General features: G+C 76.6%; 10 protein-coding genes. 4 read left to right on the forward strand and 6 right to left on the reverse strand.

The features are described from left to right. Positions 1–121: 121 nt before the first annotated feature. The gene (locus tag AB8M62_RS05410; protein ID WP_369068890.1) at positions 122–514 is read left to right on the forward strand and encodes a hypothetical protein; all 393 of its coding nucleotides are present in this window, start codon (positions 122–124) and stop codon (positions 512–514) included. A gap of 36 nt (positions 515–550) precedes the next feature. On the opposite strand, the gene AB8M62_RS05415 is transcribed toward AB8M62_RS05410, so the two are convergent. The 6 genes from AB8M62_RS05415 to AB8M62_RS05440 all read right to left on the reverse strand — a co-directional run bounded on the left by AB8M62_RS05415 (position 551) and on the right by AB8M62_RS05440 (position 8,572). Continuing rightward, the gene (locus AB8M62_RS05415) at positions 551–1,441 is read right to left on the reverse strand and encodes a TIGR01777 family oxidoreductase (RefSeq protein WP_369068891.1); all 891 of its coding nucleotides are present in this window, start codon (positions 1,439–1,441) and stop codon (positions 551–553) included. Between the two features lie 81 nt (positions 1,442–1,522). Next, positions 1,523–3,406 (reverse strand): 2-oxoglutarate dehydrogenase, E2 component, dihydrolipoamide succinyltransferase, encoded by a 1,884-nt coding sequence (gene sucB / locus AB8M62_RS05420; protein ID WP_369053643.1) that lies wholly within the window; start codon positions 3,404–3,406, stop codon positions 1,523–1,525. A gap of 65 nt (positions 3,407–3,471) precedes the next feature. After that, positions 3,472–4,851: a dihydrolipoyl dehydrogenase gene (gene lpdA, locus AB8M62_RS05425; protein ID WP_369053641.1), complete on the reverse strand. Its 1,380-nt coding sequence runs from the start codon at positions 4,849–4,851 to the stop codon at positions 3,472–3,474. 189 nt (positions 4,852–5,040) lie between these two features. Further along, a complete protein-coding gene (locus AB8M62_RS05430) occupies positions 5,041–5,511 on the reverse strand; it encodes a hypothetical protein (RefSeq protein WP_369053639.1) in 471 nt (156 codons plus the stop codon). Between the two features lie 209 nt (positions 5,512–5,720). Then, a complete protein-coding gene (locus AB8M62_RS05435; protein ID WP_373694856.1) occupies positions 5,721–7,265 on the reverse strand; it encodes a leucyl aminopeptidase in 1,545 nt (514 codons plus the stop codon). 53 nt (positions 7,266–7,318) lie between these two features. Further along, positions 7,319–8,572, reverse strand: a complete 1,254-nt coding sequence (locus AB8M62_RS05440) for a nicotinate-nucleotide--dimethylbenzimidazole phosphoribosyltransferase (protein ID WP_369068893.1) — start codon at positions 8,570–8,572, stop codon at positions 7,319–7,321. A gap of 218 nt (positions 8,573–8,790) precedes the next feature. On the opposite strand from AB8M62_RS05440, the gene AB8M62_RS05445 reads away from it, so the two are divergent. The 3 genes from AB8M62_RS05445 to AB8M62_RS05455 are packed head-to-tail and all read left to right on the forward strand — an operon-like array spanning position 8,791 to position 12,259. After that, positions 8,791–10,212: a GAF domain-containing protein gene (locus AB8M62_RS05445; protein WP_369068894.1), complete on the forward strand. Its 1,422-nt coding sequence runs from the start codon at positions 8,791–8,793 to the stop codon at positions 10,210–10,212. Next, positions 10,209–11,732 (forward strand): aldehyde dehydrogenase, encoded by a 1,524-nt coding sequence (gene adh, locus AB8M62_RS05450; RefSeq protein WP_369068895.1) that lies wholly within the window; start codon positions 10,209–10,211, stop codon positions 11,730–11,732. The genes AB8M62_RS05445 and adh overlap by 4 nt, the downstream gene beginning before the upstream one ends. Then, complete coding sequence (locus AB8M62_RS05455) at positions 11,732–12,259, forward strand: DUF779 domain-containing protein (protein WP_369068896.1); 528 nt, start codon at positions 11,732–11,734, stop codon at positions 12,257–12,259. The genes adh and AB8M62_RS05455 overlap by 1 nt, the downstream gene beginning before the upstream one ends. Positions 12,260–12,263 lie beyond the last annotated feature (4 nt).

The raw sequence follows: 12,263 nt of genomic DNA on the forward strand, positions 1-12,263 counted from the left end.
CCCGCGCGCCCCCCCCCCCCCCCCCCCCCCCCCCCCCCCCCCCCCGCCCCCCCCCCCCCCGCCCCCCCGCCCCCCCCCCCGCCCCGGCGGCGGTGCGGGCGGTGCGGGCGGTGCGGGAGAGGTGGGAGCGGGCGTCCTCGCCGGCGACGACCTCGTCGCGGTCGTGCGCGAGCTCGCCGCCCGGCGCGCCGACGCCCTGCGCACCCTGGACACCGAGGCGCTCACCGGTGTCGACGCCGGCGGCTCCCCGGCCCTGCTGGAGGACGTGCGGCTCGTGGAGGACGTCCGCGCCCGGGGGGCGCGGTGGTCCGGCCTGGCCTTCGACGTGCGCGAGGTGGTGGTCGAGGAGGCGGGCGCCGACCGCGCCGTCGTCCTGGCCACCGTCGTCACCGGCGCCCACGAGGTCCAGTCGGCCGACGGCTCCCTGACGGCCGTGCGCGCCTCCGAGCCGCGCGCGTCGCGGCTGGTCCTCGTGCGCGTCGACGGGCAGTGGCGCGTCAGCGACGTCGCCTGACGACCGCGAGGGCCGGGCGGCCGGGCGCGGCGGGTGTCAGGCGCTCGCGAGCCAGTCCGCGACGGCGTCGGCGTCGGGGTGGCGGAAGCGGAACCCGGCGTCGAGCAGGCGCTGCGGCACCACGCGCTGGCTGCCCAGGACCTGCTCGGCCAGGGGGCCCAGCGCCACCTTGAGCGCCGGTGCGGGCACCGCGAGCAGCGTCGGGCGTCCCAGCGCCCGGCCCAGCGCCCGCGTCACGACGACGTTGCGCGCCGGCGTGGGGCACACGAGGTTGACCGGGCCGGACAGGTCGCCGTCCAGGACGAACGTCACGGCGTCGAGCAGGTCCGGCATGGAGATCACGCTCCACCACTGCCGGCCGCTGCCCAGCCGCCCGCCCAGGCCGAGGCGGAAGAGCGTCAGCATGCGCCCGAAGGACCCGCCGTCGGGGCTGGCGAGCAGACCGGTGCGCAGCAGCGCGGTGCGCACGCCCTGCTCGGCGGCCGGCGCGGCCGCGGCCTCCCACTCCTCGCACAGGTGGGCCAGGAAGTCGTCCCCGCGCGGGACGTCCTCGGTGAGGACCCGCTCGCCGCCCTCGCCGTACCAGCCGATCGCGGAGGCGTTGAGCAGCGCGGCGGGCCGCTCGTCCTGGGCCAGCAGGGCCCGCACGAGGGTGCTCGTCGAGCGCAGCCGCGAGGAGCGCACCACCTCGCGGTAGGCGGGGGTCAGCCGGTGGTCGCCGATGCCCGCGCCGGAGAGGTTGACCGCCGCATCCACCCCGCGCAGCTCAGCGGGGTCCAGCCGGTCCGCGTCGGGGTCCCAGCGCACCTCGTCGGGCCCGCGCACGGGACGGCGGACCAGGACGGTGACGCGGTCCCCCCGCGCGCGCAGCTGCGCGACGAGGTGCCGGCCGATGAGGCCGCTGGCTCCGCTGACGACGACGTGCACGGGACCTCCCGGTGGTGGGGTGGCGCGGTGACGCGACGGGCCCCGCCCCTGCGGGGGCGGGGCCCGTCACCGCGGTGGGGCTCAGAGGCCGAGGTCGCCCTCGAAGGCCCCCTCCTCGATGCGCTTCTTCACCGTCTGCAGGAAGCGGGCGGCGTCCGCGCCGTCGACGATGCGGTGGTCGTACGACAGCGCCAGGTACATCATCGAGCGGATCGCGATGGTGTCCTGCCCCTCGGCGTCCGGCACCACGACGGCGCGCTTGACGAGCGCGCCCGTGCCCAGGATCGCCACCTGCGGCTGGTTGATGATCGGCGTGTCGAACAGGGCGCCGATGCTGCCGGTGTTGGTGATCGTGAAGGTGCCGCCGGCCAGGTCGTCCGGGGTGATCTTGTTGCTGCGGGTGCGGGCGGCCAGGTCGCCCACCTTGCGGGCCAGGCCGCCGAGGTTGAGGTCGCCGGCGTCCTTGATGACGGGCGTGATGAGGCCCTTGGGGGTGTCGACGGCCATCGAGATGTTCTCGCTGGCGTGGTAGACGATCGAGTCGCCGTCGACGCTGGCGTTGAGGCTGGGGTGCTGCTTGAGCGCCTCGACCGCCGCCTTGATGAAGAAGGGCAGGAAGGTCAGCTTCGCGCCCTCGTTGGCCAGGAACCGGTCCTTGGCCCGGGCCCGCAGCCGCGCCACGCGGGTCACGTCGACCTCGATGACGGTGGTCAGCTGCGCCGACGTCTGCAGCGACTCGACCATCCGCTGGGCGATGATCTTGCGCAGGCGCGACATCTTCTCGGTGGTGCCGCGCTTGGCGGACACCTCGACCGGCTTCTCCTGCGACGGGCCGCCGGCGGGCTTGGCCGCCCCGCCCGAGGGCGCCGGCTGCGCCTTGTCGGCGGCCGCCCTCTCCGCGGCGGCCTTCGCCTCGTCGGCGGCGGCCTGCACGTCCTGCTTGCGGATGCGCCCGCCCACCCCGGTGCCGGTGACGGAGGACAGGTCGACGCCGAGGTCCTTGGCCATCTTGCGCACCAGCGGCGTGACGTAGGTGCTGCCGCCGGTGGGCTGCGGCTGCTCCTCGCGGCGCGGCGCGGGGGCCTCGCGCGCCGGCTCGGGGGCCTTCGCGGTCTGCGCGGCCTCCTGCGGCCGGGTCGAGGGCTGGTTGGCCCGCTCGGCCTGCTCGCGGGCCTGCTCGCGCTCGGCCACCTCGTCGGCCAGGGACTCCTCGGCCGGCGGCTGCGCGCTCTCCTGCTGCTGGGGGGCCTCCTGCTGCGGAGCCTCCTGCTGCGGAGCCTCCTGGCCACCGCCGGAGCCGCCCTGCTCGGAGGCGTCGCCGATGCGGGCCAGGTCGGTGCCCACTTCGACCGTCTCGTCCTCGCCGACCAGCACCTCGAGCAGCGTGCCGGCCACGGGGGAGGGGATCTCGGTGTCGACCTTGTCGGTGGACACCTCCAGCAGCGGCTCGTCGACCTCGACGCTGTCGCCGACCGACTTCAGCCACCGGGTGACGGTGCCCTCGGTGACGCTCTCGCCCAGGGCGGGCATCTGGACGGCCCGACCGCCACCGCCGCCGCCCCCGGACGGCGCGGCCGCCGCGGCCGGCGGCTGCTCGGGGGAGGGCTCCTGCTCCTGCTCGGGCGCCTGCTGCGCGTCCTGCTCCGACGGCGGCTCGGGAGCGCTGTCCTGCTGCGGGGCCTCCTGCTGCCGGGCGTCCTGCCCACCGCCGGAGCCGCCCTGCTCGGAGGCGTCGCCGATGCGGGCCAGGTCGGCGCCCACCTCGACCGTCTCGTCCTCCTCGACGAGGATCTCCAGCAGGGTCCCGGCGACGGGGGAGGGGATCTCGGTGTCGACCTTGTCGGTGGACACCTCCAGCAGCGGCTCGTCGACCTCGACGGTGTCGCCGACCGACTTCAGCCACCGGGTGACGGTGCCCTCGGTCACGCTCTCGCCGAGCGCTGGCATCTGCACCGGGTTCGACATCTGAGTGGTTCTCCTCACGGACGGGTGACGCGGCGCCCGGAGGACGCCGAGGGGTCTCGGGCGGGTCAGGCGTGCGTGTGCAGGGGCTTGCCGGCGAGGGCGAGGTGGGCCTCGCCGAGCGCCTCGTTCTGGGTCGGGTGGGCGTGCACGAGCGCGGCGACCTCCTCGGGGAAGGCCTCCCAGTTGACGATCAGCTGCGCCTCGCCCACCTGCTCGCCCATGCGGGTGCCGACCATGTGCACGCCGACGACCGGGCCGTCCTTCTGGCGCACGAGCTTCACGAAGCCCGTGGTGCCGAGGATCTGGCTCTTGCCGTTGCCGCCGAGGTTGTACTCCACGACGTCGACGTCGCCGTACTTCTCGCGCGCCTTGGCCTCGGTGAGCCCCACGGAGGCGACCTCGGGGTCGCAGTAGGTGACCTTCGGGATGCCGTTCTCGTCGATCGGGGCGGGTGCGAGACCGGCGATCTCCTCGGCGACGAAGATGCCCTGCTGGAACCCGCGGTGGGCCAGCTGCAGACCCGGGACGATGTCGCCGACCGCGTAGACGCCCTCGACGTTGGTGCGCAGGCGCTCGTCGGTGAGGACGAAGCCGCGGTCCATCGTGATGCCCTGCTCCTCGTAGCCCAGGCCGGCGGTGTTCGGGCCGCGGCCGACGGCGACCAGCAGGAGGTCCGCCTCGAAGGTCTTGCCGTCCTCCAGCGCCACCGTGACGCCGGAGTCCGTCTGCTCCACGCCCTTGAACCGCACGCCGAGGGAGAACTTGATGCCGCGCTTGCGGAACGCGCGCTCCAGCGCCTTGCTGGAGGCCTCGTCCTCGAGGGGGACCAGGTGCGGCAGGGCCTCGACGATGGTCACCTCCGCGCCGAAGGAGCGCCACACGCTGGCGAACTCCACGCCGATGACGCCGCCGCCGAGGACGACGACGCGGTCGGGCACGTGGTCGAGGTTGATCGCCTGCTCGCTGGTGATGACCCGGCCGCCGACCTCCAGGCCGGGCAGGGAGCGCGAGTAGGAGCCGGAGGCCAGCACGACGTGCTTGCCGGTGTAGCGGGTGCCGTCGACCTCGACGGTGTCCTTGGCGACCAGGCGGCCCTCGCCGGCCACCAGCTCGACCTTGCGGGACTTCACCAGGCCCTGCAGACCCTTGTGCAGGCGGGCGACGATGCCGTCCTTGTACTTGTTGACCCCCGCCATGTCGATGCCCTCGAGGGACGCGCGCACCCCGTAGGTCTCGGACTCGCGGGTGGAGTCGGCGACCTCCGCGGCGTGCAGCAGGGCCTTGGTGGGGATGCAGCCGCGGTGCAGGCAGGTGCCGCCCAGCAGGTCCTTCTCCACGAGGGCCACCGAGAGGCCCAGCTCGGCGGCGCGCAGCGCTGCGGCGTAGCCCCCGCTGCCTCCCCCGAGGATGACGACGTCGTACTCCTGGCCGGCGGCTGCTGCCACGGGACTCTCCTGAGGTTCGGGCTCCTGCGACTGGTCCGGCGCGATTCTTCCACCACGCCCCGTGCGCAGCGCGAGGGGGCGCGCGCGCCGGGTCCGCACCGGGTCCGCGCCGGGCCCGGACGCGCGACGGCGGCGGTACCCCGCGGGTACCGCCGCCGTGACGAGGGGACGTGCGGGCTCCTGCCCGGCTCAGCGCTCCTTCTCGGTGACCGTGGACTCCTTGCGGGCGGTGACCACCGACTCCTTGCGCGCGAGGACGACCGTCTCCTTGCGGGCCTCCTTGCGGCCGGTGACCGTGGACTCCTTGCGGGCCTCCTTGCGGCCGGTGACCGTGGACTCCTTGCGGGCCTCCTTGCGGCCGGTGACCGTGGACTCCTTGCGAGCCTCCTTGCGCGCAGTGACCGCGGACTCCTTGCGGGCCTCCTTGCGCGCCAGGACGACCGTTTCCTTGCGGGCCTCCTTGCGGCCGGTGACCACGGCCTCCTTGCGGGCCTCCACCACGGCCTCCTCGCGGACCTCGGCGGCGGCGACCGCGGTCGACGTGGCCGCCAGCGGCTCGGCCGAGGCGGTGCCGGCACCCGCGACGACGACGCCCGCGGTGAGGGCCGTGGCGGCCGCGGCGACGGCGGCGCGGCGGGCGAGGGTGGTCAGGTGCGACATGCGGAGCCTCCGAAGCGTGTGCGGTGACCCGCCGGTGCGGGCCGGAGCAGGGTGACGTCCCCCGATGGCCGTCACCGTGAGCATAGCGGGTGTAGCTCAGGGTGCACGGCTGTCGAGGAGGTGCCCGCCTGACGCGGTCGTGGACGGTTCCGGGAGCGCGCGGGAACGGGGCGGCGCCCCGCTGGCGCGCCGCCCCGCCCGGGACCGCGTCAGCCCGCGGCCAGGTCCTCGGCCAGCGCCACCAGCGTGCGCACGGCCACGCCGGTGCCGCCGCGCGGCGTGTAGCCGTGCGGCTCGCCCGTCAGGAACGACGGCCCCGCGATGTCCAGGTGCGCCCACGGCAGCGGACGCCCCGCCGCGTCGGTCCCGATGAACTCGCGCAGGAAGATCCCCGCCACGAGCATCCCGCCGGCGCGGTCGCCGATGTTCGCCAGGTCGGCCACCGGGGAGTCCAGGCTCGCCCGCAGCTCGTCCGGCAGGGGCATCGGCCACAGCTGCTCGCCGGCGCGCTCGGCGGCCGCCAGCACGTCCGCCCGGAAGGCGTCGTCGTTGCCCATCACGGCCGAGACGCGGTTGCCGAGCGCGACGACCTGCGCCCCGGTCAGCGTGGCGACGTCCACGACGCGGTCCGGCTGCTCCTCGCCGGCCGCCACGAGCGCGTCGGCCAGCACGAGGCGGCCCTCGGCGTCGGTGTTCAGCACCTCCACCGTCTTCCCGCCGCGGATCGTCAGCACGTCCGAGGGGCGGATGGCCGTGCCCGAGGGCATGTTCTCCGCCAGGGCCAGCCACGCGGTCACCCTCACCGGCAGCCCCAGGCGGGCCGCGGCCGCCACGGCCGCCAGGACGGTCGCCGCGCCGGTCATGTCGCTCTTCATGGTCTCCATCGAGCCCGCCGGCTTCAGCGACAGGCCGCCGGAGTCGAAGGTGATGCCCTTGCCGACCAGGGCCAGGTGCGCCTTCGCGCCCCGGGGGGAGTGCTCGACGACCACGAGCCGCGGCGGCCGGCTGGAACCCTGCCCGACGCCGAGGATCCCGCCGTAGCCGCCGGCGACCAGCTCGTCCTCCTCCAGGACGCGCAGGCGCAGCGAGGTCCCGTCGACGACGCGGCGGGCGGCTTGCGCGACGTCCTCGGGGGCGAGGTCGGCCGGCGGGGTGTTGACGAGGTCGCGGGTGAGGGCCACGGCCTCGCCCAGCACCGCGGCGCGCTCCAGCGCCGCGCGGGAGGCCTTGTCGCGCGGCTTGCCGACGAGCACCGAGACGTCCTCCACGGGAGCGCGCCCGGCGAGGTCGGCGGGGTCGGCGGTCTTGTAGCGGGTGTAGGCGTAGGCGCCCAGGGCGGCGCCCTCGGCGACCGCGGCCACGGCCGCGGCGTCGGGGGCGGGCAGGGCCACCGCGACGCGGCGGCGTCCGGCCAGCGCGCGCACCGCGGCGCCGACCGCGCGGCGCAGCACCTCCTGCGCGGCGGGGCCGGTGGGCCCGCCGGCGGGAGCCGTCTCCTCGCCCAGCCCCACGAGGGCGACGAGCGGGGTCGCCAGGCCCGCCACACCGGGGACCAGGTGCACCTCCTCGGCCCGCCCCCGCGCCCCGAGCGCGGCGAGGGCGTCGGTCAGCGCGGTGCGCGCGGCGCGCGGGAGGTCGTCGACCCCGGTGAGCCGGGGGGCGGCGCCCGCACCGGCACCGGCGACGACGCCGAGCACGAGCGCGTCGGCCGCGACGCTCTTGGCGGACTTGCCGGACAGGTTCAGCGTGACCACCCGCGGCACCCTACCGAGGCGGTGTCGCGGACCTCCCGGGCGCGGGTCGCGGCTCAGCCGGCGGGAGCGGTCCCGGGACCCGGCGCGGGCTCCTCCCGGGTGGGCTCGTGCTCCTCCGGCTCCCGGGGACCGGGCTCCTCCGGCTGCACCTCCCCGGTGCCGCCCGCACCGCCCGGCCCGACCGCCGCGGGGGCGGCCGCGCGGGGCGCCGAGGCCGCGTCGGCCGCGGCCAGCACCTGCGCCGCCCGCAGCAGCGGCACGGCCGCCAGCGCGCCGGTGCCGCCACCGCGGCCGGCGCCGAGGTCGAGCAGGGGGACGAGCTTGAGGCGCTCGGCGGCCAGGGCCTGCGCGGGTTCCGCCGTGCGCGCCCCGACCCGCCACCAGCCCTCCGCGCCCGGCACGCCGCGGGAGGCCACCAGCGCGGCCGCCAGCGACACCGCGCCGTCCAGGAGCACGGGGGTGCGCCGCGCGCTCGCGCGCAGCAGGAACCCGACGGCCGCCGCCACGTCGGGACTGCCGACCGCCTGCAGCAGCGCCACGGGCCGGGTGGCCAGCTTGCGGGCCCGGCGGGTGGCGTCGCGCACGGCCGCGGTCTTGCGCATCCAGCCGTCGTCGTCGACGCCGCTGCCGCGGCCGACCACGTCGACGGCGTTCTTGCGCAGGCAGGCGGCGACCAGCGCGGCGGCCACCGTGGTCGCCCCGACGCCCAGGTCGCCGAGGACCAGCAGGTCGGCGCCCTCGTCGACCTCGGTGTCGGCGATGGCGGCGCCGGTGCGCAGCGCGGCCTCGGTCTGCTCCGCCGTCATGGCGTCCTCGTGGCGCACGTCGCCGGAGCCGGCCCGCACGGCGTGCCGGGTCACCGGTTCCGGCACGCCCGGCACCCGTCCGGGGTCGGGGTCGGGGTCGGGGTCGGGGTCGTCGGCGTCCGCGGCGGGGGAGTCCCCGGCGTCCCAGTCGACGCCGAGGGCGTGGACGGCGACGCCCACCCCCACCTCCGCGGCGAGCGCCGCCGTCGGGCCCCGCCCGGCCAGCAGGTCGCGCACGGCCCGGGCGGTGTCGCCCGGCGCCAGCCGCGAGACACCGGCGGCCGCCACGCCGTGGTCACCGGCCAGCACGACGAGCCGGGGCCGGCGCAGCGGCGCGGGCACGTCCCGCTCCTGCGCCGAGGCCAGCCAGCGCGCCAGGTCCTCCAGCACCGCGGGTGCCAGCAGCGGGGCGTCCACGCGGCGCGGGCCGCTCGGCTTGGCGGGCGCGCGCACCGTGCCGGCGAGCTCGCGCAGGTTCAGCGGCCGCGGGCCGTCCGTCATCGGTGCCTCTTCCTCCGGTGGTCGGGTCGGCGCGCCCGGGCGGCGGGCGCTGCGCGATCGTCGCACCCCGCCGCCCCGTCGCGGTCCCGGGCCCGCCGTCCGGGGGAACCGCTTGTCGCCGCCGACGGGCGCCGCTTACCGTCCCGGGGAGGGGGCCCGCGGGTCCTGCGCGGGTCGAGGGCGGGTCGAGGACGACCCGCCGGCCGGAGGGGGACGCGGTGGCACCGGGCGTGCGGACGACGGGCGCGGGGACGGCCGCGCAGCTCCTGGCCGCGCGCGAGGACTGGCTCTCGCGCTGCGCGGCCGGGGACCCGCTGCCGGGGGCGCGCGCCCTCGTCGACACCTCGTGGCGGCGCAGCCGCGGCACCGGCCTGGACCCCGACCGCGTCCTGGCGCCGCTGGCCCTGCGCGGCGGCGACCTCGAGGAGCGCCGCCGCCGGCACCGCCTGGCGCCCGTCCTGCCGACGGCGCGCCGGCTGCTGCTGGAGGAGCCGCTGGGCGTGCCGGTCCTCATGGCCGTCAGCGACGCCGACGGCACCCTGCTGTGGGTCGAGGGGGACGCCGGTCTGCGGCGGCGCGCGGAGGACATGAGCTTCGTGGCCGGGGCCCGCTGGAGCGAGGACGTGGCGGGGCTGAACGCCCCGGGCACCGCGCTCGCGCTGGGCCGGCCGGTGCGGGTGCGCTCGGGCGAGCACTTCGCCACCGCCGTGTCCCGCTGGAGCTGCTCGGCGGCCCCCGTGCGCGACCCCGCCACGGGCCGGGTGCTGGGCGCGGTGGACCTCACGGGCGGCGACGACCTCGGCCGCGAGCGCGCCCTGGCCTTCGTGCGCGCGGCCGCCGAGGCCCTGGAGGGCGAGCTGCGGGTGGCCGACCTGCGCGCCCGCTGGACCGGCGGCACCCCCGCGCACCCCGGGGCCGCCGTCCGCCGCCCCGCCGCCCGGCTGCGGGTGCTGGGCGGCGACGGCGAGCTCGTGGTCGACGGCCGGGCCCACCCGCTGGGGCTGCGCCGCAGCGAGGTGCTGCTGCTCCTGCTCACCGACCCCGACGTGGGGCGCAGCGCGGCGGCCCTGGCCGCCGCCCTGGACGAGCGGGACCTGGCGCCGGTGTCGGCGCGCGCCGAGGTGCACCGGGTGCGCACCGCGCTCGAGCGGCGCACCGGTGGGGCCGTCGGGCTGTCGGCGGCGCCCTACCGGATCACGGGCGAGCTGGTGTGCGACGCGCTGGAGGTTCGGGCTGCCCTGCGCGCGGGCCGCCCCGGCGACGCGGTGGCCGCGTGGGGCGGCCCGCTGCTGCCGTCCTCGGAGGCGCCGGCCGTGCGCGAGCTGCGCGCCGAGCTGGAGGTGTCGCTGCGCACGGCGGTGCTGGAGGGCGAGGACGACGACGCGCTGCTGGCGTTCTCGCGCACCTCCTGCGGGCGCGACGACCCGCAGGTGGCCGCGGAGCTGCTGCGCCGGCTGGCGCCGGGGGACCCGGCGCGCGGGGAGGCGCTGGCCCGCGCGGCGCGCACCGGGGTGGTCCGAGGAGCTCCTCCGGGGACGCCGGTGCGCGCGCAACGCGGGTGCAACGCGGGCGCGCCTACCGTCGCGGCACCGCGCGACACCGCAGTCGCGTCGTCCTCACCGCGGAGGTCCCCACCATGACCGTGTACGAAGCCCCGGGGCGCGACGGAAGCCTCGTGCGCTACGAGAGCCGCTACGACCACTGGATCGGCGGCGAGCGCGTACCCCCCGCCTCGGGGGAGTACTTCGAGAACCCCAGCCCCGTCACCGGCCAGGTGTTCACCGAGGTCGCCCGCGGCACGGCCGCCGACGTCGAGCGCGCCCTGGACGCCGCGCACGCCGCCGCGCCGGCGTGGGGCCGCACGTCGGTGGCCGAGCGGGCGCTGGTCCTGAACCGCATCGCCGACCGGATCGAGCAGAACCTCGAGAAGCTCGCGGTGGCCGAGACGTGGGACAACGGCAAGCCGGTGCGCGAGTGCCTGGCCGCCGACCTGCCGCTGGTCGTGGACCACCTGCGCTACTTCGCGGGCGTCGTGCGCGCCCAGGAGGGCGGCATCTCGCAGATCGACGACGACACCGTCGCCTACCACTTCCACGAACCCCTCGGCGTGGTCGGGCAGATCATCCCGTGGAACTTCCCGCTGCTCATGGCGGTGTGGAAGCTGGCCCCCGCGCTCGCGGCCGGGAACGCCGTCGTCCTCAAGCCGGCCGAGCAGACGCCGGCCTCGATCATGCTGCTGATGGACCTGATCGGCGACCTGCTGCCGCCGGGCGTGGTCAACGTGGTCAACGGTTTCGGCGCCGAGGCGGGCAAGCCGCTGGCCAGCTCGAACCGGATCCGCAAGATCGCCTTCACCGGCGAGACGACCACGGGCCGGCTCATCATGCAGTACGCCAGCCAGAACCTCATCCCCGTCACGCTGGAGCTGGGCGGCAAGAGCCCGAACATCTTCTTCGAGGACGTCGCCCGCAGCCGCGACGAGTTCTACGACAAGGCCCTCGAGGGTTTCACGATGTTCGCCCTCAACCAGGGCGAGGTGTGCACGTGCCCCTCGCGGGCGCTGATCCAGTCGACGATCTACGACGAGTTCCTCGCCGACGCCACCGAGCGCACGCGGGCCGTGGTGCAGGGCGACCCGCTGGACACCGCCACGATGATCGGCGCGCAGGCCAGCAACGACCAGCTGGAGAAGATCCTCTCCTACATCGACATCGGCCAGCAGGAGGGCGCCAAGCTCGTCACCGGCGGCCACCGCGCCGACCTGGGCGGGGAGCTGTCCGGCGGGTACTACGTGGACCCGACCATCTTCGAGGGCGACAACTCGATGCGGATCTTCCAGGAGGAGATCTTCGGGCCCGTCGTCTCGGTCACCCGGTTCGACGACCCCGACGACGCCCTGAAGATCGCCAACGACACCCTCTACGGCCTCGGCGCCGGCGTGTGGTCGCGCGACATCCACCTCGCGTACCGGATGGGCCGCGGGATCCAGGCGGGCCGGGTCTGGACGAACAACTACCACGCCTACCCGGCGCACGCGGCGTTCGGCGGCTACAAGAGCTCGGGCATCGGCCGCGAGAACCACCGCATGATGCTCGACCACTACCAGCAGACGAAGAACCTCCTCGTCAGCTACGCCACCGGCAAGCTCGGCTTCTTCTGATGGTCGGTCCCGACGGGCGCGGGACGGCCCCCGACCCGGCCGGTACCGGTACCGGTACCGGTACCGGCGACGGGGTCGAGCGGGTGGCGGTGACCCCGGGGGCGGCGCAGCAGCTGCGCCGCCTCCGGGCGCGCCACGGGGAGCTGATGTTCCACCAGTCCGGCGGGTGCTGCGACGGCAGTTCCCCGATGTGCTTCGCCGACGGCGACTTCCTCGTCTCCGACGCCGACGTCCACCTGGGCGACCTGCTCGTGCCGGCGTCGCAGGAGGACGGGGACGGGTCGGAGGAGGGCTTCACCGTGCCGGTGTGGATGTCGCGCGAGCAGTTCGCCCTCTGGTCGCACACCCACCTGACGATCGACCTGGTGCCCGGCCGGGGCGCGGGGTTCTCGCTGGAGGCCCCGGACGGCGTCCGGTTCCTCATCCGCTCGCGCCTGCTCGGCGGGGGCCTGTCCGCGGCGAGCTGCGAGCTGCCGCAGCGCGCGCCGGGCGGGCCGGCGCCGGGGGAGGGACGGGCGACCCGCTAGCGTC

The organism is Kineococcus terrestris, from assembly GCF_041020755.1.
Lineage (GTDB): Bacteria > Actinomycetota > Actinomycetes > Actinomycetales > Kineococcaceae > Kineococcus > Kineococcus terrestris.

What these genes read in the sequence shown, in the direction of transcription:
- sucB (WP_369053643.1), bottom strand. Translation starts at nt 3,406, where the DNA reads ATGTCGAACCCGGTGCAGATGCCAGCGCTCGGCGAGAGCGTGACCGAG.
- AB8M62_RS05430 (WP_369053639.1), bottom strand. Translation starts at nt 5,511, where the DNA reads ATGTCGCACCTGACCACCCTCGCCCGCCGCGCCGCCGTCGCCGCGGCC.
- AB8M62_RS05440 (WP_369068893.1), bottom strand. Translation starts at nt 8,572, where the DNA reads ATGACGGACGGCCCGCGGCCGCTGAACCTGCGCGAGCTCGCCGGCACG.
- adh (WP_369068895.1), top strand. Translation starts at nt 10,209, where the DNA reads ATGACCGTGTACGAAGCCCCGGGGCGCGACGGAAGCCTCGTGCGCTAC.
- AB8M62_RS05455 (WP_369068896.1), top strand. Translation starts at nt 11,732, where the DNA reads ATGGTCGGTCCCGACGGGCGCGGGACGGCCCCCGACCCGGCCGGTACC.